A 20,749-nucleotide genomic window follows, 5' to 3' on the forward strand; every position below is an offset into this window, starting at 1 on the left:
GACACTCGAACGCACGTTCATCACACGAAAAGGTGATCATCACCAAGCCGCACGACCTAGTGCCTGTATCGAAGTCGATCAGAGGCATTCGTTGATGGCGGCGATGTGGACGGTGGCTTCGTAACGGACGCCGAGCTTGTCGTATCGGGTAGCCACCCCACGGTGGCGTTTGAGCCGGTTGATGCCGCATTCCACCGCGTGGCGCTGTTTGTAGATCTCGGGGTCGAAGGCCGGTGGCCGACCGCCCTTGGACCCCTTGGCCTTGCGGTGCGCGTCCTGATCCGCCTTGCTCGGGATGGTCGCCTTGATCCCCCGACCGCGCAGGTGAGCCCGGTTGGCTTTCGAGGTGTAGGCCTTGTCCGCCAGCACCCGATCAGGACGCGTCCGCGGCCGGCCACCGCCCGAACGGGGCACCCGAATCCCGGCCAGAACCGGGATGAACTGCGGGCTGTCACCACGCTGGCCCGCGGTCAGCACGATCGACAACGGCTTCTGCCCCTGCTCACACCCCAGATGCAGCTTCGTGGTCAACCCGCCCCGCGACCGGCCCAACGCGTGATCTTCCGGCTCGGCAGTGATCCCGCCTGGCGGCTCGGCCTGCAGATCCCCCTTTTCCGCGCCCCCGCCACATGCTGATGCGCCCGCGCAATCGTGGAATCCACACTGACATCCCACATGATCCGCCCTTCAACTTCGGCCAGAGCCTGCAACGCGGTCAAAATCCGCTGCCAGACACCAGCGCGTTGCCAACGCGGACCAACCCGTACACCGCTGCCCAGGACCCATATGCCCCGGGCATGTCCCGCCACGGCGCACCGGTGCGCACCCGCCACCGGATCCCGTCGATCAGCTGCCGTCTGCTCCACGACGACGGCCGGCCCGGTCGCGGCGGCGCGGGCAGCAACGGCTCCAGGGCTGCCCGCTGCTCGTCGGTCAGGTCGAACCGCCTCGTCACCGCTAAGGTGTCCACGAGGTCTCCGGTGGTGTTCAGGTTCTTCTTGGTCGACGAACCAACTACCGGAGACCTCACCCATTCCTGGTCACCAACACGCTGAACAGCACCAACTCCAGCTCAACCAGCTCGAGACGACTTCGATACAGGCCCTAGTGCCGGGCGTGGCAAATTCCTTGACAGACGGGCCGTCTCACGACGATTGACCCGGCCCCGTCACCTGCCGTGGGCGCGAGTCGTGAGTGAGGAACAGGGTTAGAACCCTGTTCCTCACTCACGACGAGCCGCGGTAGACCACCCGTCAACCATCAGACACGCGCCCCTAGGTCAACTGCCGCGCCAGCTTCAACCAAGCCACCGCCTCCGCGGCATTCCAGTGCACCGGCAGCAAAAGATCCAAGCCCAGCGCTGTGATCGGCCGCAGCAGGGGACGGCACCGGCCGGCGACCGCGAACGGCACGCTGTCCGCCGCGGTCTCCAGCAGGATCGTCAGGACGCGGGCGCTGCAGAACGTCACCGCCGACGCGTCGAACACCAGCGCCGGTGGGGCCAGCCGGACTTCGCGGCGCAGCAGGGTGGCGAGCTGGGCGGTGACGGCGAGGTCGAGGTCGCCGGCCGCGGTGACCACGCTCGCTTCGGCTGTCGTCGTCACTTCGAAGGTTGCGGGCGGGCGGATTCGCGGGGCAGGGATGAGCATCGCTGGAGGCCTCCTCGGCAAAGCACTGGGAAGCCGGACGAGGGTCCGGCCCCACGGCAGCCCGGGAGGGGGCTGCCGGATCGAGGCACAACGGCTGCAGGCTGAACCGCTACCTCACCCACCCTACAACCGATGCGTAAGCGTTGCAGTGTCGATTGCGGAACGACCGAAGCGGGCACCGTCGGCACTGTGCGATGAGCACACCCCCGGGCACGTCAAGTGTGGACTCTCCCCATGGCCAGACCGGCGCGGCCGCCCTAGCGTGGGCACCGGTGACGAGGAGGTTCCCGCGGATGCTGATCGACGACCTGGCCGCCGGGCTGCCGGCGGACCGGCTGGTCCGTGACCCCGACGTCGTGGGGAGCTTCGCCCACGACGAAGCCGAGTGGGCGCCCTACGCGCTACCTGCCGTGGTCGTCCGGCCACACACCGCCGAAGAGGTGCAGGCCGTGGTCAGGGCCTGCCTGGAGCACCGCACCCCGCTCGTCACACGCGGGGCCGGCACCGGCCTCTCCGGCGGGGCGAACGCCGTCGACGGCTGCGTCGTGCTCGTCACCGACCGGCTCACCGCGATCAAGGAGATCGACGAGCGGGAGCGGTACGCCGTCGTCGAGCCCGGCGTGGTCAACGGCGACCTGCGGGCCGCCTGCGCCGGCCGCGGGCTCTGGTACCCGCCCGACCCGGCCAGCTCGCCGTGGTCGACGATCGGCGGCAACGTCGCCACCAACGCCGGCGGCGTCTGCTGCGTCAAGTACGGCGTCACCCGCGACTACGTCCTCGGCCTGCAGGTCGTCACCGGCACCGGCGAGCTCGTCCGGCTCGGGCGCCGCACCGCGAAGGGCGTCGCCGGCTACGACCTGACCGGGCTGATGGTCGGGTCGGAAGGCACGCTCGGCGTGATCACCGAAATCACCGTCCGCCTGCGGCCCGCCCGCGCCGCCGAGCGCACGGTCGCCGGCTACTTCGACACCACCGTCGCCGCCGGGCAGGCCGCCGCGGCGGTCGCGGCCCGGGGCGTGCTGCCGTCGGCGCTGGAGCTGGTCGACCGGCATTGCCTCGCCGCGGTCGACCAGTGGAAGAACATGGGCCTGAGCGCCGACGCGAACGTCGTTCTGCTCGCCCGCACCGACTCCCCCGGCGCCCTCGGCGAGCACGAAGCCGCGGAGATCCTGGACTGCTTCGAGCAGGCCGGGGCGACCTGGGCCGCCCAGTCGACCGACCAGGCCGAGGCCGACGCGCTGTTCGCCGCCCGCCGCCTCGCCTACCCCGCCCTGGAACGGCTCGGGCCGCTGCTCACCGAAGACGTCTGCGTCCCGACGCAGGCCGTGCCCGAGATGCTCGCCCGCATCGACGCGGCGGGACGGCGTCACGGCGTCCACATCGCCAACGTCGCGCACATCGGCGACGGCAACCTGCACCCGCTGCTGGTCACCCCGGCCGGCGACGAGTCCGCCCGGAAGAACGCCCAGGCCGCCTTCGAGGACATCATCTCCGACGCCCTCGACCTCGGCGGCACCGTCACCGGCGAACACGGCGTCGGCCTGCTCAAGCAACCCGGCCTCGCGCGCGAGCTCGGCGACGGCGTCCTCGCCATGCACCGCGCGGTCAAGCACGCCCTCGACCCGCACCACATCCTCAACCCCGGCAAGGTCTTCCCCGAAGGGACACCCGCATGATCGTCCGCACCACCTCCGGCGACGTCCGCGGCGAACCGATCGCCACCGGCGTCCGGTTCCGCGGCGTCCCCTACGCCGCCGCGCCCGAAGGCGAGCTGCGGTTCGCCGCGCCGGTCCCGGCCCCGCCGTGGGACGGCGTGCGCGACGCCCGCGAGGCCGGACCCACCGCGCCGCAACGGCACCGGACGATCCCCGGCCTCGACCTGTCCGCGGTGGTCGGCGACGGCTGGCGGACCGGAGCCGAATACCTGACGGTCGACGTCTGGACCCCGGACCCGGGCGCGGAAAGCCTGCCGGTGCTGGTGTTCGTGCACGGCGGCGCCTTCATCGGCGGCACCGGCTCGGCTCCGGTCTACGACGGCACCGCGTTCACCCGCGGCGGCGCGGTGCTGGTGACCGTGCAGTACCGGCTCGGCGTCGACGGCTTCGTCCCCTTGGACGGCGGCGAGACCAACCTCGGCCTGCGCGACCAGCTCGCCGCGCTGCGCTGGGTCCAGGAGAACATCACGGCGTTCGGCGGCGACCCCGGCAACGTGACGCTCTTCGGCGAATCGGCGGGCGCGATCAGCGTCGCGTGCCTGCTCGGGTCGCCGCTGTCGACCGGCCTCTTCCGCCGCGCGATCGTCCAAAGTGGACACGCGAACATGGTGCGCGGGCGCGCGGAACTCGAGCGGCTCGCCCGGGTGACCGCCGACGGCCTCGGCGTCGAACCCGCCGCCGAGGCGTTCCGGAAGCTGTCGACCGAGCAGCTGCTCGACGCGCAGGACGCCGTCCTCGAACCCGGCGGCGGCCCAGACCTGCGCGGCGAAGACGGCCTGGACCGCAGCTACGGCCTCAGCCCGTTCCTCCCCATGGTCGGCGACGACGTCCTGCCCCGGCACCCCGGCGAGGCGATCCGCGCCGGTGCGGGCGCCGACGTCGACCTCATCGCCGGCACCTGCCGCGAGGAGATGCTGCTGTACTTCGGCCCGACCGGCCTGCTCGACGTGCTCACCGACGAGCAGGCCGTGGCCATGCTGTCGGCGTCGCACCCGGACGCGGCGGGCGTCCTTCGCGGGTACGGCCTGGGCGAGGACCGGAAGGCGGGCGAGGTGTTCGTCGAGGCCATGACCGACCTCGTCTTCCGCGACGGCGTCAAGGAACTCGTCGAGAGCCACCAGGGCCGCTCGTTCCGGTACGAGTTCGAGTGGCGGGCCCCGAAGCTCGGCGCGTGCCACGGCATGGAGCTGCCGTTCGTGTTCGACTCCCTGGCCGTGTCCGCCGCCATCGTCGGCGACCGGCCGCCGGCCGAGCTGGCCCGCGAGGTCAACGCCGCATGGACGCGGTTCGCCGCCACCGGCGACCCCGGCTGGGCCGCGACCGAGACGACGCACCTGGGCTGATGGACGCCCACGGCCTGCGCGAGCTGTACGACCTCGTCCTGCGCCTGTCGGCGGTCCACGACCTCGGCGCGCTGGTGCAGGAGGTGGTCGACCAGGCGCGGCGGCTGCTCGGCGTCGACGTCGCCTACCTCGCGCTGGCCGAACCGGACGGTTCGCTCGTCATCCGGGTCACCGACGGCTCGCTCGGCCCGCGGCTCCGTGGCGTCGTGCTGCCGCCGCACAGCGGGCTGGCCGGGCAGGTGGCCGGCACGGGCGAGCCGGTGCAGAGCGCCGACTACCTCGGCGACGCCGCCCTGACCCACTTGGGCGAGGTCGACCGCGTCGCCGAAGCCGAGGGCCTGCGCACGATTCTCGGCGTGCCCCTGCGGTTGCGCGGCAAGGTGGCCGGGGTGCTGATGGTGGCGCAGCGGGCCGTGCGCCGGTTCACCGCTGCGGAGTCGTCGCTGCTGACGTCGCTCGGTTCGTTCGCCGCGATCGCCATCGAGAACGCGAAGCTGGTCACCGCGCTGGCGGAGGCGAACGACCGGCTGGAGCGGGCCGTCCGGCTGCACGACCGGCTCGGCGCGGTGGCGCTGCACGGCGGCGCGGCCGAAGACGTCGTCGTGCCGCTGTCGGAGCTGGTCGGCGGCCTGGTGCTGGTCGCCGACCAGCACGACGAGGTCCGCGCGGCCGCCCGCGCCGGCTCGCTCGTGGACGCGCGGCTCGAAGGCAAACCGTCGGCGTTGTTCGCCGCACCGGACGCGCGACGGACCCGGGTGGCGGAGCGGGTGGTGACCGTGCCGGTCGCGTCGGCGAACGCGTATTTCGGTGCGTTGCAAGTGGTTCCCGACGCACCGCTCGCCGAGGCGGACGTCCGGTTGCTGGAGCGTTCGGCGACGACCGTCGCGCTGGTCGCGTCGGTCGAGCGCGCCGAACGCCGGACGGCCGAGGAGCTGGTGGAGCACCTGGTGACCCGGCGCGTCCGCGAGATTCCGGCGTACGCCCGTGATCTGCGGCGCCCGCACCTGGTCGTGGTGAGCGAGGACCCGCGGCTGCGGAACCTCGCGACGCCTTCGTCCACTGTGGATGGTCACTTGGTCGCCCTGGTCCGTGCCGACGAGGCGACGGTCCGCTCGTGGTCACTGGGCACGACCGGCCTGGCGGGACCGGCGACCGGGCCGGCCGCGCTGGCCGACGCTTACGACGACGCGGTCGCGTGTGTCCGGGTCTTGAATGCGTTGGGAAGCGGGGGTTCCACGGCTTCACCGGCCGACCTGGGTCCGTACCGCTACCTGCTGAGCCAGGCCGGGCGCGAGGAGGCGGGGACGTTCATCGCCCGCACGTTGGCCCCGCTGCTGGCCCACGACGAGGAGCGCGGCACGGACCTGGTCCACACGGCGGAGGTCTTCCTGCGCAACGGCCGCCGCAAGACCCCGGCGGCCGAGGAGCTGACGATCCACCCGAACACGCTCTACCAGCGCCTGGACCGCATCACGGCGTTGCTGGGCGAAGGCTGGCAAGACGGCGACCGGGCGCTCGACGTCCACCTGGCCCTGCGCATCCACCGCCTGGCCGCCGACCTCACGTGACACCCCTGCCGTCAACCCCTGTTCCCGCCGATTGACACAGCGAGCGCACGTCAGGGATCGTCGAGAGACGAACAACACATTTCTTTCCTCCGCGCAGATGAACCCACGGAGATGACTCATGACGAATATCAAGGTAACGCTTTCCGGCGGTCCGGCGGAACTGGTCGAACGGCACCGGGAATGGACGGTCGGTGGCCTCGGCGAAGTCGCGAAGGTCAGCTTCGGCGCCGGCTACGAGCACTTCTCCCACGCGGGCGAGTTCACGACGACCAGCGGCGGCGACCAGGTCCCGGTGTTCGCCTGGTGCGGCCGCACCAGACTCGCCGAGTAACCCACAGCCCGTCGTGAGTGTTTAGGGCGGTTAGAACCGCCCTAAACACTCACGACATCTTTCAGCCGTCCGACTCCGCGGACGGGAGGTAGGCCCCCGGGACCTGCTCCGGGGCGTACACCTGGTCCTCACCGGGGTAGGGCAGCTGCCAGCCGTGCGTCTGGTACCACGTGAAGTGGTTCATCTGCGCGGGGTTGGCGTAGTCCGCGACGGCGTTCGGACCGGTCAGCCGCTGGTGCGTCGTCCACTCCTGCCACTGCGCCGCGACCTGCTTCTTGTCCGCGGGCACCGCCGACGACGGCACCGGCGCCGCCGCCGGGTCCGGCGGGGCCGGGGTGTCGGGGCCGCAGGACGGCTGGGTCGCCAGCCCGCCCGTCAGCGACGTGCGGTTGGGCAACGCGGTGAACGGCGTGAAGTCCGGCTTCTTGGTGAAGGCCGCACTCATCGGCGTCGCCGCGCTGTCCTTCTGGTTCATCGGCTTGACCCCGAGGATCTGCTCGATCGTCCGGATCATCGTGATCTGCGAGTAGTAGTGGCTGTCGACGACGCCGTGCTGGGCGTACGGGCTGATGATCTGCACCGGGGCCCGGTGGCCGTCGACGTGGTCGAGCCCGGCCTGGGAGTCGTCCTCGACGACGAAGATCGCCGAGTCCTTCCAGTACTGGCTGTGCGAGATCTCGTCGACGATCTTGCCGACGGCGAGGTCGTTGTCGGCGACCTGGGCGGCCGCGTTCGGCGGGCCGCCGGTGTGGTCGCTCGACAGCCAGAACATGTTCAGGTTCGCCGGCCCGTTCTTCTCGAAGTCGTCCTTCCAGATCTGGTAGCGGTACTGGTCCGGCACCGCGGTGTCGAACTTCGGGAACGCCGGCACCGAAACGTCGTTCAGCGACGGGATCGGCGAGGACGACACCAGCGGGTAGGCGCTCGGTTCACCGGTGGCGGCCATGTTCTTGGCGTCGCAGTACAGGTTCTGCCAGCTCGCCCCGGCGGGCTTGGTCAGGAACTGCTGGAACTCGCCGAAGTCCCGCACCGACTTCCCGGCCGCCTGCGCGCCGGTCCAGAGGAACCCGGAGCTCTGGTGGCCGAGGGCGTCGTCCTCGGTGTCGTAGCTGCGCAGGTACTCCCCCGCCGACGACTCGGTGTACTCCGGGTTGTCGGCCTGCATCAGCCAGTTGTGGCCTTCGGCGGAGTTCGTGCCGATGTCGTAGGTGTTGTCGTACAACCCGAACTGCCGGGCCAGCGCGTGCTGGTTCGGCGTCACGTTCTCGCCGAACTGCGTGACCGACGGGTCGCCGTTGCCGCGCGGGTCGTCGCCGAGGACCTGGTCGTAAGTCCGGTTTTCCTTGACCAGGAGGAAGACGTGCTTGATCGTCGACGGGTCGCCGAGCCGTGCGGGCACCGGCACGGGGCTGCGGTGGCCGTTGTCGGTGGCGAGCTGGACCGAGTTGTCCGTCCAGCCGTTCTGCTTGAAGACCTGCGCGGTGTACCCGCGGATCGCGCGGTCGTCCGGCAGCCGGAACTTCTGCACGCTCGACGTCGTGTCGTGCGTGCCGTGCCCGGCCGCCGTGGTCGGGCGGAGGGCGTCGATGCCGCGGGTGTTGGAGACGACGACGTCCTTGCCGACCGTGGTGATCGCGGTCGGGAAGTAGTCGGTCGGCAGCAGGCCGACGTAGCTCACCGGCTCCTGCGCCCGCTGGAAGCGGTAGACGGCGACCGCGTTCGCGCGGCCGAGCGTCACCAGCAGGTGCCCGTCGTCGGTCAGCGTGACGCCGTCCGGCTCGTACCCGACCGAGGCCTGCGGCCACGGCTGGGTCGCGATGGTCTGCACCACCTGGTCGCGGCCGGTGTCGATGACCGAGACGGTGTTGCTCGCGGTGTTCGTGACGAACAGCGCGCCCTTGGCGAAGTACACGGCAGTCGGGTGCAGGCCGACGTCGATGCTCTTCGGCGCGGCGGCGGCGTTGGCCAAGTCGATGACGCTGACCGTACCGCTGGTGGTGGCGCCGGTGAACTGGCTGGCCGGCACCTGGGTGTTGTACGAGTTCAGCGTCGGCTCGCCGGGCTTGGCCGGGTGGCCGCCTTCGTTGCCGACGTACAGTTTGTTGCCGACGCGGACCAGGTCACGCGGCGCGTTGCCGACGGCCCAGCTCTGCTTGATCGCGCCGGTCGCCGCGTCGAGGGCGACGACGCGGTTCTGGCCGTTGACCGCCGAGTACACAGTGGACCCGTCGGGTGAGAACACCGCCTGCGCGACCAGCGCGTGCTTGGCGCCGTCCGCCGGGATCTTGACCGAGACCGGCGCGGCCACGGTGCCGTCGGGGTTCACCGTGAACTTCGTGTAGCCGTCGGTCTGGGCCAGCCACAACGACTTCCCGTCCGGCGAGTACGTCGGGCCTTCCTGGCCGACGTCGTTGCCGGCGATGCGCAGGTTCGCCGTCGCGGAGTTGCCGACGAGCTGCTGCACCTTCCAGTTCTTCAGGTCGACGACGGTGAGCGCGATCCCGCCGTCGGTGGTCAACGCGGCCAGGTGCGAGCCGTCCGGGCTGACCGAGGACGCCATGATCTTGCCGTTGTTCACGACCAGGCGGTCGCCGATCGGCTTGATGTACTGGTCGGCGGAGACGACCTGGCCGTTCTCCGTGACCTGGCCGACGTGCTCCTCGCCGAACTGCTGCGTCGACGCGACGCCGACGCCGGTGCCCGTGGCGACGAGCACGAGCGTGGCGGAACCGGCCGTGGCGTAGCGCAGCCGATGGCCGCCGCTCCGGCTCTTCCCGGCACGCCGTCTGCGGCGTGTTACCTGCATCGAGGTCATCCCTTCGTGGTGGTGAGCAGCTCGACGTTCCCGTCGAACTGCCAGAGCGGGTTGGGTTGGTCCCCTACCGGGGTCCGCACCTGGAAGTAGCCGTTCACTTCCTTCGGTCCGTCGCCGTCGGCGACGTACCGCCCGTCCGAGGTGATGTCCAGCTGGTAGATCGCCGAGCCCGTCGCCGCGACGTCCGGCAGGTGCCAGGAGACGACGCACCGCCAGTCGTTGCCGGGGCCCTCCGGCTCGACCAGGCCGTCGCCCTTGGTGCACGCCGCCGTGGCGGCCAGCTGCTCCTCGGTGACGTCGGGCCGGTTGAGCTGCCCGGCCTGCAGCCGGTAGAGGTGGGCGAAGGCGGTGGCGACCGACCGCTGGACCTTGTCCAGGTCGATCCCGGACCCGGTGGCCGGCGTGGCCACCGCGACGATCCCCGCCGTGACGGCGAGCAGCGCGACCAGCGGCAGCACGCCGAGGGTGAGCGCGCGACGCCCTCCGCCGTCGTGGGCGGGGTTGGTGAAGTCGCGACGCACGAAGAGCAGGTAGGCCAGCGCGGTCGCGACGACGGCCCACGCGAGGCTGACGCCGACCGCGATCAGCAGCGGCCCGAGCTGGGCGGGTGCGGTGAACAGGCCGTTCCACGCGATGAAGGCGTAGCTGGGCAAGGCGAGCCGGACGGCGACCGGCAGCGGCAGCAGCTGGGCCAGCGCCAGCACGAGCGCGACGACGGCGGGCAGCAGCAGCCCCATCGGCGACCGGCCCCAGAGGACCGACCCGAGCAGCCCGATCGCGCCGAGGGCCAGCGTCGGGGCGAGCACGCAGACCCACGCGAGCAGGACCTGCCCGGCGGCGTCGCCCGGGGCCAGCGAGTGGCCGTCGAGGCCGACCAGCGGCCGGCTCCCGGCGGCGAGAATCCCGCCCACCGCGCTGGAAACGGCCATCCCGGCCACGAGCACGAGGATCACGGTCAGGCTGGCAAGCGCTTTCGCGACGAAGATCCGGCGGGGCGACCGGACCGCGACCAGCAGGTGGCGCCAGGTGCCGAGCCGGTCTTCGGACGCGAAGATGTCCCCGGCGACGACCGACGTCAGCAGCGGAAGCGCGTACGTGCCCGCGAAACCGAGCATCACCAGCGGTCCCGCCCAGCCGGTGGCGTTCATCCACCGGCCGAAGAGCGTGTCGACGGGCAGCGAACTCTGCGTGCTCACCACGGCGACGAACACCGCGGGAGCGAGCCAGCAGGCCAGTACCAGCAGGCGGATCCGCCAGGCGGAGAACCGCTTGACGAGCTCGAAGCGGTAGCCGCGGGCGACAGGGACGGGCCGCGCCGCTTCGGTGACGGTCGCGGTCATCGGCCGGCCTCCGGCTGTTCGGTGAGGGCGAGGAAAGCGGCTTCGAGCGGGGACACGACGGGCGCGAGTTCGCGCACCGCGATGCCCTCCTTCGCCAGCCGCAGCACCAGTTCGTCGAGCGCGGAGGTCAGCGCGCGCACCACGAAGACGTCGGCGTCGGGGTCGGCGAGGCGGATCCCGGGCGCGCCGGCGACCAGAGCGCGGGCTTTGCCGGGGTCGGAAGTGCGCAGGCGGTAGTCGAGTTCGCCGTTCTCGGCGGAGAGCTTGCCGAGCGGGCCGGTGAAGACGACGCGGCCGGTGGCGAGGATCGTGACTTCGGAGCAGAGCGCTTCGAGGTCGTCCATCCGGTGGCTGGAGAGCACGACGGTCGTGCCCTCGGCGGCCAGCCGGCCGAGGACGCCGTGGACGTGCTTCTTGCCGGCCGGGTCGAGGCCGTTGGCCGGCTCGTCGAGTACCAGGAGCCGGGGTTCGGCGAGCAGGGCCGCGGCCAGACCGAGGCGCTGGCGCATGCCGAGGGAGAAGCCGCGCACGCGGTCGTCGGCGACGTCGGTGAGCCCGACCTCGCCGAGGACGTCGTCGATCTTCGCGGTCCGCCGGTCACCGCCGCGGAGGGCGGCGAGCGCGGCGAGGTTCTGCCGGGCGGTGAGCGAGGGGTAGAGCCCAGGGCCGTCGACGAACCCGGCGACCCCGCCGAGGGTCTTCCCGACCGGTGCGCCCAGGATCTCGAGGCTGCCCTCGTCGGCGACGGCCAGGCTGAGCAGCAAGCCGAGCAGCGTCGTCTTGCCCGCGCCGTTGGGGCCGACCAGGCCGTGGATCTGCCCCGGCGCCACGTCGAAGTCGATGCCGTCGAGGGCGACGACGTCGCCGAAGCACTTGGTGATCCCGCGCGCTCGCACTGCCAGAGGTGCGTCCATCGGTCCCTTCACCTTCGTTTCCGCGGCTTGCGCCAGAAACTTAGGCACCGCAAATTACGGCGGCGGGCAAGCGAGGTGAACGCGGGCCGAACGGCAGCCGGACGGCGATCGCCGGGGTGGTGAAATGTCTGAGTTAAGGCGGAGCCTTACGCCGGGTTAACCAGCAGCTTGCCTTGCCGCCGTCCGTCCACACCGGACTCGACGGGATCTCCACCCGGATCTCCACCCGGCGGAGGTCCTGCTCCACCCCGGTCGCGCCCTAGCGTTCCCCCGGTCGGAACAAGGGAGGGAACAAGCCATGGGTGAAGTCGTCCAGTTCATGCTGCTCCGGTTCGCCATCATCGGCGGCGGGATCCTGCTGCTGGTGATCGTGGTCGGGATCATCGCGGTCGCGCTGAAGAAGGCGGGCCGGTACGACCAGGCGAAGCGGATCGTGGAGCCGATGGTGCGCGAGCAGCTGGAGAAGCGCCGGAAGCGGGGCTGACGGGGCACGGCGCTGCCGAGGGGGCAGCGCCGCGGTCACCGCTTCGGTTCCCGCGCGAGCCCGTGCCGCTCGGCGTAGCGCAGCGCCTCGACGCGGTTGCCCACCCCGATCTTGGCGAACGCGTTGTTGATGTGCGTTTTGACCGTCGTCTCGCCGATGACCAGCTCGGCCGCGATCTCGCCGTTGCTCAGCCCGGCGGCGATCAGCCCGAGCACCTCGGCCTCGCGCGCGGTGAGCCCGTCCGGCAGGCTTTCCTTGCGCGGCGCGGGTTTCACCGCCCCGGACAGCGCGCCGGCGACCTGCCGCGAGACGTCCGCCCCGAAGGTCAGCTGGCCGGCGACGACGGCCCGCAGCGCGGCGCCGATCTCGTGCCGCCCCGCGTCCTTCGTCAGGTAGCCACGGGCACCGGCGGCGAGCGCACCGGCGATCGACGCGTCGTCCGAGTAGGTCGTGAGGACCAGGACGGCGACGTCCGGGTGCTCCCGCGTGAGGTGTCCGGTGGCCTCGGCGCCGCTCATGACGGGCATGTTGAGGTCCATCAGCACGACGTCGAGGGGGTCGAGCCGCCCGGCCAGTGCGAGCGCCTCGGCGCCGTTCGCCGCCGAGCCGGCCACCTCGACGTCGTCGAGCAGTCCCAGCAGCGCGACCAGGCCTTCGCGCACGACCTGCTGGTCGTCCACCACCATCACCGCGATCGTCATGATCGGCAGTCTGCCGCATTCCGGGTGTTCGGCAGAATGGCCGGGTGCCGATCCCCGAGAGTTTCAGGACCCACTGGTGGCGCGTCGCTCTCGTGGTGGCGGCAGTGGTCGTGGCCTGCTTCTCGACGAGCCCGTTCGCCGGGCTGTTCGGCCTGGTCCCGATCCTGGTCTGGTGCTCGCTGGCGCCCTCGCGCCGGACCGGGCTGATCGTCGGAATGGTGCTGCTGGCGCTGCTGGCGTGGTTCGTCCTGCCGGGCGCACTGGACTTCGCCGGGCGGTGGGTACCCGCGCCGATCGAGGTCTACTGGCTGCACACGACGCTCGCGGCGGTGGTCTGCGCGATCGGGGCCCGGCGCGGGTTCCTCCGGCTGTTCCTGCTGGTCGTCGCCGGGTTCGTCGTCACCGGCGGCGCCCTCTTCGCCGCGTACGAGTCCCCTCCGGCCGGCGAAGGGGTCGCACCCGGGCCCGCGCAGCTGCGGATCACCCGGGACTTCGAGTGCGGCTCCCACAACTGCTGGGGTGTCCTGGAGGCCACCGGCGACGGCGCCCCCGAGGTGCTGCGTGAATACCTCGCGGAGAAGAACTTCACGCCCGCGCCGCCGAGCGAGATCAGCCGGGGCTCCCGGTTCTGCCGGAGCACCGGGCTCCTCGTGGACCACGAGGTCTGCGCGGAGGTCCGGCCGCGCGGGACGGACGCGGCGCAGGTGGAGTGGCACGTGAACTGACGAAGGTGGCGCGGCGGGTTCGGGGCCGCCGCGCCACCGGCAGGCCTCAGCCCGGGGCCACCGCCCGGCCCGTCTGAGGCGAGATCATCCCCGCGCACAGCCCGCGGCTCGCCAGGGTCTGCGCGATCCGCGGGATCGCGGACAGGGTGTTGGCCGGCCATTCGTGCATCAGGATGACCTGGCCGTTGCCGAGCCGGGCGTTGGCCGCGACGATCGCGTCCACGCTCGCGTTGTTCCAGTCCTGCGAATCGACGTCCCAGATGATCTGCCGGAGACCGTACTTCGCTTCGACGGCCTGCAGCGTCCCGTTCGTTTCGCCGTACGGCGGCCGGAACAGTTTCGGCGTGCCGCCACCGGCCGCCGAAATCGCCTGTTGCGTCCGGGAGATCTCCGAGTCCATCTGGGACTGGCTCTGCTGGGTGAGGTGCGGGTGGGTGTAGCTGTGGTTGCCGACCCACATGCCCGCGCTCACCTCGGCCCGCACCTGGGCCGGATAAGCGGCGGCGAACTGGCCCTCGTTGAACATCGTGGCGCGCAAGCCGTTCTGCCGCAACGCGTTCAGCAGGGCAGGGGTGTGCGCGTTCGAGGGCCCGTCATCGAAGGTGAGGCCGACGTAACCGTTACAGGCGGCCGCCTGCGCGGGAACCGGGCTGACAGCGCTGGTCACCGCGAGAGCGGCGGCGAGGATCCACGTCCGCATCGGTCAGCCCACCGAGATGTTCGAGTTGCCGCTGCTCTGGTAGCCCTCGGTGGCGAGGATCATGTAGTAGTTGAAGCTGCCGAGCCGCATGCCGTAGCGCGCCCACGCGTCGAAGTGGTTGCCGGTGGTGATGGTGCCACCGGTCTTCTTCTGCTGCCGCACGGACCAGTACTGGTTGAAGGTCTTGGTCCCTTCGACGGACGGCGCGTTGTACCGCGTGGTCTGGTAGATGTCGTAGGTGCCGCCGTCACTGGTGACGGTGCCCTTGTAGGTCCCGGTCGGCCGGTAGGTGCCCCAGTTGTCGACGATGTAGTACTCGACGAGCGGGTTCGAGGTCCAGCCGTAGAGGGCGAGGTAGCCGTTGCCGGAGGGGTTGAAGCTGCCGGAGTAGTTCACCGTCCGCCGGCTGCCGTTGCTCCACCCCTTGCCCCCGACGAAGTTCCCGACGTTGCTCCAGTTCATCCGGTAGTTCCCGCCGGAGCCGAGCGTCATCTGGACGGAGCCACCGCCGTCGGTCCAGAAGGAGTAGTAGTAGCCGCCGTTGTTCCCGGTCTGGCTGGTGGTGATGACGGTGTCGGCCCGGGCGACCCCGGGCAGCAGGGTGGCGATGAGCGCAAGGGCGGCCCCACCGGCGAACACCCTGAAGCGATTCTTGGTGAGCATGCTTCCTCCTCGTCGAGGCTGGCGATGGGGACAGCATGTGATCGCAATGGGTGACGGGACAATGACTTTCGGAAAGTTTCGGGAGTACGGCAGGGTTTCCCTTAGCTCGCTCGACGACGTCGCGGGGCGGCGATCAGCCGGATCCAGGCTTTCCCGCCGGCGGTACCGACGGGGCGGTAGGTGTGGGCGAAGCACCGTTCACTGTGCCGAACGACCTCGTCGAAGATCCAGTCCGACGCGGCGACGGCGAGCACGGCATCGGTTTCCCTCAACGCGTGCTTCAACTCGACGGCATCGACCAATCGGTGGGCATGAAGAATGGACGAACCGATAGCACCGTGGTCGTCGTAGGACACTTCCCCGGCGTGCAGGGCGAGCCGGAGCCGGATCTGTTCGGGTGGCCGGTGAACCTTGTTGTGGGCGGCAAGCTCATCGGCGAGGGCGGGGACGAGCAGGTCGGCGAAGAGGGCCTTCGAGATGTGGGCGGGGACGAGGACGAGAACGCCGTCGCCGAGGTCTTCGTGCCGACAGGCGGCCCACGGGATACCAGCCTCGATGAAGGCGCGCTCGAGTGAGCGGTACATTCCCCGGCGGATCCTGATCTTGTTGGGGTTGGTCCGGCTGTAGCGCCCGAAGCCTTCGACGTCGACCACGACAATCGTGCAGTGGGAGGTGTTCAGTCCGAGGCTGCCTTGCCAGTCGATCTCACGGGGGAACGGCCTCGTCGGAACCACCCCGACCGCGCCCGGCAGCGCACCGGACCGCAGGGAAGCCCGGCGAATCCTCCCACTGGGTCGTGTCCGAGGCTCCGACATGGCTGCGATTCATCCGTTTGGGGGCTCCGCCGTCGGCGAGTCTCGAGCCCGTCCCGAAGAGTTACCGCTAGGTTAGCTGAACCAGTGGCGTGCAGTCCCTGCACCGGAATATTGTTCGGTTACCGTAACCGGTGCGGAGGACTACCTCGGATGACTGTGCCGCCGTCGCCCGTAGTGGCGTCGTGGGAGCTTGCGCTGCGCCTGAAACAGCGGCGGAATGAGCTGAACATCAGCGTCGAGACCGTCACCAAAGCACTGGGGTTCACCCGCAACTACTGGTCGGCCGTCGAGAACGAACGCAAGCTCCTGTCCTCAGAAGCACTAAAGCGGGTACTCGACCTGTTCAGGTTCGAGGCCCATGAGAAGGCTGAACTCAGGGCGCTTCGCGCAGCGGCGAGAGAACGCGGCTGGTGGTCCGCCTACTCGGCACTCTTCGACGCCGACATCCAACGGCTGTTCGGGCTGGAGCACGGCGCTCGCGCCATCAGGGACTACGAGTCACTCCTCATTCCCGGCCTCCTGCAGACGGCCGACTACATCCGGGCGATCATGATGCCTGCGGTGACGCTGCCGCAGGTCGAGGTCGATCAGCGCGTCGAGGCCCGGCTACATCGGCAGGCGCGGCTCGCCGACCCGAACGATTCCTTCACTCTCACTGCCGTCATCAGCGAAGCAGCCCTGCGACAGCAGATCGGCGGCCGGAACGTGCTCAGGCAGCAGCTCATGCATCTGGCCGAGCTGATCGAGAGCCATGAACGGAAGCTCGACGTCCGCGTGATTCCTTTCACCGCCACTGAATGCGGGCTCTTCGGAGCCGCGACCGTACACCTCATCGAATTCGAGAATCCCCAGCTGCCCACACTGGCCTGGCAAGAATCCGTAACCGCCTGGGGGGTCATCAACGACCCAATACAGGTACGAGATATCACCACAACATACGAGGAGGCCTATCGCACCACGGCGGCTCCTCGTAATCAGACCCTGCAGATAATTCGTGATCACATACGGGAACTTTGAGGATAAATTGAATCAAGATCTTCCGCAATCTCTCGTGCCGTGCGGCGACGGATGGTTCAAGAGCAGCTACTCCAACGCCGGCGGCAGCTGCGTCGAAACCCGGTTGACTTCCGATGCAGCACTGGTCCGCGACACCAAGGATCGTCGGCCGGGTCAGCCGGTCATCGAGTTTTCTGCTACCGCTTGGACTTCCTTCCTCCACCTAGTCTCGCCGGGAGACTCGACTGCCGGCCGATGAGTGGGGTGGGGGAAGCTCTGCAGGGCCCCTCACCCCGAAGCGCGTTGGTCCGGCCCATCCGGACCGACCAGCCGGATCCACGCACGTGCCGCTGTTTCTTTCTCCCGGACAAACACCGGTTCATAATAATCCGGGCAGCTCAACGGACTGTGCCGGATGATCTCCTCGTGATACCACCCGGAAGCGATCAACGCGAGGCCCCCACCCGAGCAAGCGGAATTCTCCTTCAGCACCGCGGAATTGAGCAGCCGGAACGCGTGCACGATCGCCGATCCCGTCGATCCGTGCGTGTCGTAAGTTACTTCTCCCGCGTGGAGCACCAATCGGAGCCCGAGCTGCTCCGGTGGTCGGTGGCAACGGTTGTGCTCAGCCAATGACTTCGTGAGTGCGGCAGGGAGCAGTTCGCTGAACACCGCTTTCGGATAACCCGCCGGCGCCAAGACCAGCACCCCGTCACCGAGGTCCGCGTGGTCGCAGTCGTTCCACCGCACGCCGCTTTCGGCCAGTGCCAGCTGGAACGCGCGGTACAGCCCCGCCCGCAGCGTCAACCGGTGCAGGTTGGTGCGGTCGGGGGTCGAAAACCCGTCGATGCCGACCGCGAGAATGGTGCGGTGCACCGGGTCCCCGACCGGTTCCAAGGGCGGCACACTTCCCCAAAGCCACCGCCACGCATCCGTCCACGACATGACGTGATCGTGAACGCTCGTGGTTGACACATCGGTTACCAACCGGTGGACAAATTCTTGACAGCCCCTTGACCTGCACTGAAACGCGCCCGTCGCCGGGTTACCGTGCTGGGCAGGAAGTCCCTGCCGACCAACCACAAGGTGCGATGCAGTTCCGGATCCTGGGGCACGTCGAACTCCTGCTCGGCGACCGGGAGGTCGCGCTCGGGCGGGCCAAGGAACGGTCGCTGCTGGGCGTGCTCATGCTCCACCACGGCAAGGTCGTCGCCGTGCGGACCGTTACCGAAGCCCTCTGGGACGACCCTCCCGACCATGCCCGGAAAGACCTTCATGCCTACGTCAGCCGGTTGAGAGCCTCCCTGCGCGACGCCGGCGTCTCGGCGAAGATCGTCACCCAGCACGCCGGCTACCAGTTCCTGCCCGAGGGCGACGATCTCGACTACGCGCGCTTCAAAGAACTCGTCCGGAACGGCGAGCTGGCGCGGGAAGCCGGCCGGTTCGACGATGCCGCCGCCGCCCTGCGCGAAGCCATGAGTCTCTGGCGCGGGCCCGTCGTCGAAGACCTCGGCACCGTCTGGATGGAGCAGAAGCGGGAGGACATCGACCGCTACGAGCGCGTCGCCGGCTACCAGGCGTTGTGCGCCGTCGAGCTGGAGCGCCGGGACTACCGCGCTGTGCTGCGGATCCTCGACGAGGCCATGGTCGACCACGAGCTGGACACGCAGTACATCGCGCAGCGGATCACCGCGTTGAACGGGCTCGGGCACTACGAAGTCTTCGACACCTACTGGAAACAGGTCTACGACCGGTTCGCGCGGTCGTTCGGCACCGGCCCCGGGCAGGACCTGCAGGAACTGCACCAGCAGCTGCTGCAGTCCCGGGACTCGCCCGCGCCCGCCGATCGGCAACGGACCCAGGCAGCCCTGCGCGCCGTTCCGCCCGCGCAGCTGCCTTCGACGGTCAGCCAGTTCGTCGACCGCACCGAAGACGTCGGCCGGCTCGACGACCTGTTCGTGCGCTCCCGGGTCGGCGGCCCGCCCGCGACCCTCATCGTCGCCGTCACCGGGCCGGCCGGCGTCGGCAAGACGGAGCTGGGACTGCACTGGGCGCACGCCGTCCGCGAGCGGTTCCCGCACGGCCAGCTGCACGCGGACCTCGGCGGCTACGGCACCGGCCCGCCCCGGGACGCCGCCGACGTGCTGGCCGAGTTCCTCGACGCGCTCGGCGTCGCCGCGTCGGCGATCCCGGCGAGCCCGAGCGCGCGGATCCGGATGCTGCGAACCCTCCTCGACGACCACCGCGTGCTGGTCTTCCTCGACAACGCCCGGGATTCCGCGCAGGTCGTGCCGCTGCTGCCGGGCAGCGCGCACTCCGTGGTCGTCGTGACGAGCCGGCACCGGCTCAGCGATCTGGTGACCCACCACGGCGCCTTCCGGCTGGAGGTGCGGCCGTTCTCCGAAGCCGAGATCGCCCGGCTGCTCGGCAACCTGCTGCGCGACACCCCGGCCGAGCCGCCCGATCCGGCGGCGGTGCTGGCGCTGACCGGCGGCGCCCCGCAGGCCGTCCGCACCCTCGCCGAGCTCCTGCCCGGCGCCGGTGGCCTGCCGAGCCCGGCCGAGCTCCTGCTGGCCGGCGAACTGGCGTCCGGCACGATCCTGACGTCGGTGCTGTGGTCCTACCACGCCCTCGGCGCACCGGCCGCGCGGCTCTTCCGCTCACTCGCACTGCACGTCTCGCCCGGCCTCGCGCTGGAAGCGATCCTCGCCCTGGACGGGACCGACGAGGAATCGACCCGCGGCGCGCTGACCGCGATCGGGTCCCTCTACCTGGTCAGCCGGGACGACGGCCGCTACCGGATGGACGCCCTCACCCGCGCGGCCGGCGAACGGCTCGCGCTCGCCCACGACTCCCCCGCCGACCGCCGGCAGGCCGAGGCACGGCTCCTGGACTGGTACATCGCCCGGGCCACCGACGCCGCCGAGGTCCTGGCGCCGGCCTTGCGGCGCACCGCGGAACTGCCGGCCGGCCGCCTGCCGGATTTCGCGGCCGCGGAAGAGTTCCTGGCCGGAGAAGAGGCGAGCCTGTGCGCCGCGATCCGTCGCGCGGCGAGCGACAACCTGGCGCGGGCGGTGACGCTGCTGCGGCTGGCGCGGCCCCACCTCGCCTTCGACGGCGCCGGATCCGACTGGCCCGAAGCCGTCGAGACCGTCCTGCTCGCCGCCCGGGACGGCCACGACCTCGACGGCGAGGGGCAGGCGCTGGCCACGCTGGCTCGGATCCACGACGACCCGGACAAGATCGCGGAATCCCTGGAGCTCGCGAACACGATCTTCGGCAACACCGGCAACGGCCGGGACCGGTCCGAAGTCCTGCTCCTGCTCGCCCGACACGCGGAAGACGCCGGTGACCGGGCTCGGGCGCTGTCGTGCCTGCGGGAGGCCCTCGACATCCAGCACAGCCTCAACGAACCCGGCCAGTGCGCCGCGGCGCACGGCGACCTCGGCACGTACCTGCGCCGTCAGGACGAGCTCGAAGAAGCCGAGACGCACCTCTCCCACGCGAAGATGCTGTACGCCGAACTGGGCGACCACCGGCGCCACGCCGCGACGGCACTGGAGCTCGGCCTGCTGAGCCGCCGCACCGGCCGGACCACGGAGGCCATCCGGTGGTTCACCGAAGCCGTCGAGCTGCACGAGCGCTACCCGGCCGGCCACGAGCAGACGCTGACCGCGCTGGTCGAACTGAGCGAAACCGCCTGCGACGCCGAAGAACACGGCGATGTCCTGCTGTACGCCCGGAAGGCGCTCGGCGTCTCCCGCGCCGACCACGTCCAGGTCGTCCGCGCGCTGGTCGCCCTGGTCCGCTCCCTGGCGGCGACCGGCAGGCAGGTCGAGGCGTGGACCGAGTCCCGCCAGACGCTCGCCCTCGTCGCCGACGTCGACGACCCGGTCCGCGGCCACGTCCGCGAGCAGTTCACCAAGCTGGGGCTCTGGCCGCCCGATCGGGATTAGGGAAATCCCGTCTCGTTCCCGGCTACCTTGGCCG

General features: G+C 70.4%; 18 protein-coding genes and 1 pseudogene. 9 read left to right on the forward strand and 10 right to left on the reverse strand.

What is annotated here, in order from left to right; translation table 11 throughout:
* Positions 1–78 precede the first annotated feature (78 nt).
* Positions 79–955, reverse strand: a pseudogene (locus tag QRX60_RS04055) (IS5 family transposase).
* A gap of 319 nt (positions 956–1,274) precedes the next feature.
* Positions 1,275–1,604 carry an STAS domain-containing protein gene (locus QRX60_RS04060; protein WP_285999451.1) on the reverse strand — a complete coding sequence of 110 codons (330 nt, stop codon included), beginning with the start codon at positions 1,602–1,604 and terminating at the stop codon, positions 1,275–1,277.
* A gap of 338 nt (positions 1,605–1,942) precedes the next feature.
* On the opposite strand from QRX60_RS04060, the gene QRX60_RS04065 reads away from it, so the two are divergent.
* The 4 genes from QRX60_RS04065 (at position 1,943) to QRX60_RS04080 (ending at position 6,606) form a co-directional block, all read left to right on the forward strand.
* Positions 1,943–3,325 (forward strand): FAD-binding oxidoreductase, encoded by a 1,383-nt coding sequence (locus QRX60_RS04065; RefSeq protein ID WP_286003497.1) that lies wholly within the window; start codon positions 1,943–1,945, stop codon positions 3,323–3,325.
* Entirely contained in the window at positions 3,322–4,707 is a 1,386-nt protein-coding gene (locus tag QRX60_RS04070; RefSeq protein ID WP_285999452.1) for a carboxylesterase/lipase family protein, read from the forward strand. The genes QRX60_RS04065 and QRX60_RS04070 overlap by 4 nt, the downstream gene beginning before the upstream one ends.
* Entirely contained in the window at positions 4,707–6,275 is a 1,569-nt protein-coding gene (locus QRX60_RS04075) for a helix-turn-helix domain-containing protein (RefSeq protein ID WP_285999453.1), read from the forward strand. Before QRX60_RS04070 ends, QRX60_RS04075 begins: the two co-directional genes overlap by 1 nt.
* Before the next feature lie 118 nt (positions 6,276–6,393).
* The gene (locus QRX60_RS04080; RefSeq protein WP_285999454.1) at positions 6,394–6,606 is read left to right on the forward strand and encodes a DUF5988 family protein; all 213 of its coding nucleotides are present in this window, start codon (positions 6,394–6,396) and stop codon (positions 6,604–6,606) included.
* A 61-nt stretch (positions 6,607–6,667) separates the two neighbouring features.
* Here the strand turns inward: QRX60_RS04080 and QRX60_RS04085 are convergent, their stop codons facing one another.
* The 3 genes from QRX60_RS04085 to QRX60_RS04095 are packed head-to-tail and all read right to left on the reverse strand — an operon-like array spanning position 6,668 to position 11,675.
* Complete coding sequence (locus QRX60_RS04085) at positions 6,668–9,412, reverse strand: alkaline phosphatase family protein (protein ID WP_285999455.1); 2,745 nt, start codon at positions 9,410–9,412, stop codon at positions 6,668–6,670.
* Between the two features lie 5 nt (positions 9,413–9,417).
* A complete protein-coding gene (locus tag QRX60_RS04090; protein ID WP_285999456.1) occupies positions 9,418–10,761 on the reverse strand; it encodes an ABC transporter permease in 1,344 nt (447 codons plus the stop codon).
* Positions 10,758–11,675 (reverse strand): ABC transporter ATP-binding protein, encoded by a 918-nt coding sequence (locus QRX60_RS04095; protein WP_285999457.1) that lies wholly within the window; start codon positions 11,673–11,675, stop codon positions 10,758–10,760. The genes QRX60_RS04090 and QRX60_RS04095 overlap by 4 nt, the downstream gene beginning before the upstream one ends.
* A gap of 298 nt (positions 11,676–11,973) precedes the next feature.
* On the opposite strand from QRX60_RS04095, the gene QRX60_RS04100 reads away from it, so the two are divergent.
* Entirely contained in the window at positions 11,974–12,159 is a 186-nt protein-coding gene (locus tag QRX60_RS04100) for a hypothetical protein (protein ID WP_285999458.1), read from the forward strand.
* A gap of 35 nt (positions 12,160–12,194) precedes the next feature.
* On the opposite strand, the gene QRX60_RS04105 is transcribed toward QRX60_RS04100, so the two are convergent.
* On the reverse strand, positions 12,195–12,860 hold the full coding sequence (locus tag QRX60_RS04105) for a response regulator (protein WP_285999459.1): 666 nt from the start codon (positions 12,858–12,860) through the stop codon (positions 12,195–12,197).
* A gap of 44 nt (positions 12,861–12,904) precedes the next feature.
* On the opposite strand from QRX60_RS04105, the gene QRX60_RS04110 reads away from it, so the two are divergent.
* Entirely contained in the window at positions 12,905–13,585 is a 681-nt protein-coding gene (locus tag QRX60_RS04110) for a hypothetical protein (protein WP_285999460.1), read from the forward strand.
* Between the two features lie 46 nt (positions 13,586–13,631).
* Here the strand turns inward: QRX60_RS04110 and QRX60_RS04115 are convergent, their stop codons facing one another.
* The 3 genes from QRX60_RS04115 to QRX60_RS04125 form a co-directional block, all read right to left on the reverse strand.
* On the reverse strand, positions 13,632–14,285 hold the full coding sequence (locus QRX60_RS04115) for a polysaccharide deacetylase family protein (RefSeq protein WP_285999461.1): 654 nt from the start codon (positions 14,283–14,285) through the stop codon (positions 13,632–13,634).
* 3 nt (positions 14,286–14,288) lie between these two features.
* A complete protein-coding gene (locus QRX60_RS04120; protein ID WP_285999462.1) occupies positions 14,289–14,948 on the reverse strand; it encodes a glycoside hydrolase family 11 protein in 660 nt (219 codons plus the stop codon).
* A gap of 101 nt (positions 14,949–15,049) precedes the next feature.
* Positions 15,050–15,601 carry a hypothetical protein gene (locus QRX60_RS04125; RefSeq protein WP_285999463.1) on the reverse strand — a complete coding sequence of 184 codons (552 nt, stop codon included), beginning with the start codon at positions 15,599–15,601 and terminating at the stop codon, positions 15,050–15,052.
* A gap of 312 nt (positions 15,602–15,913) precedes the next feature.
* Between QRX60_RS04125 and QRX60_RS04130 the strand changes: the two genes are divergently transcribed.
* Together QRX60_RS04130 and QRX60_RS04135 are read left to right on the forward strand one after the other, a co-directional pair.
* A complete protein-coding gene (locus tag QRX60_RS04130) occupies positions 15,914–16,780 on the forward strand; it encodes a Scr1 family TA system antitoxin-like transcriptional regulator (RefSeq protein WP_285999464.1) in 867 nt (288 codons plus the stop codon).
* Between the two features lie 34 nt (positions 16,781–16,814).
* Positions 16,815–17,018 (forward strand): DUF397 domain-containing protein, encoded by a 204-nt coding sequence (locus QRX60_RS04135; protein WP_286003498.1) that lies wholly within the window; start codon positions 16,815–16,817, stop codon positions 17,016–17,018.
* 29 nt (positions 17,019–17,047) lie between these two features.
* Here QRX60_RS04135 and QRX60_RS04140 read toward each other — a convergent pair whose 3' ends face one another.
* Positions 17,048–17,704 (reverse strand): hypothetical protein, encoded by a 657-nt coding sequence (locus QRX60_RS04140; RefSeq protein WP_285999465.1) that lies wholly within the window; start codon positions 17,702–17,704, stop codon positions 17,048–17,050.
* 146 nt (positions 17,705–17,850) lie between these two features.
* On the opposite strand from QRX60_RS04140, the gene QRX60_RS04145 reads away from it, so the two are divergent.
* On the forward strand, positions 17,851–20,715 hold the full coding sequence (locus tag QRX60_RS04145) for an AfsR/SARP family transcriptional regulator (protein ID WP_285999466.1): 2,865 nt from the start codon (positions 17,851–17,853) through the stop codon (positions 20,713–20,715).
* Positions 20,716–20,749: the final 34 nt, after the last annotated feature.

The sequence above is a fragment of the Amycolatopsis mongoliensis genome (genome assembly GCF_030285665.1).
GTDB lineage: Bacteria > Actinomycetota > Actinomycetes > Mycobacteriales > Pseudonocardiaceae > Amycolatopsis > Amycolatopsis mongoliensis.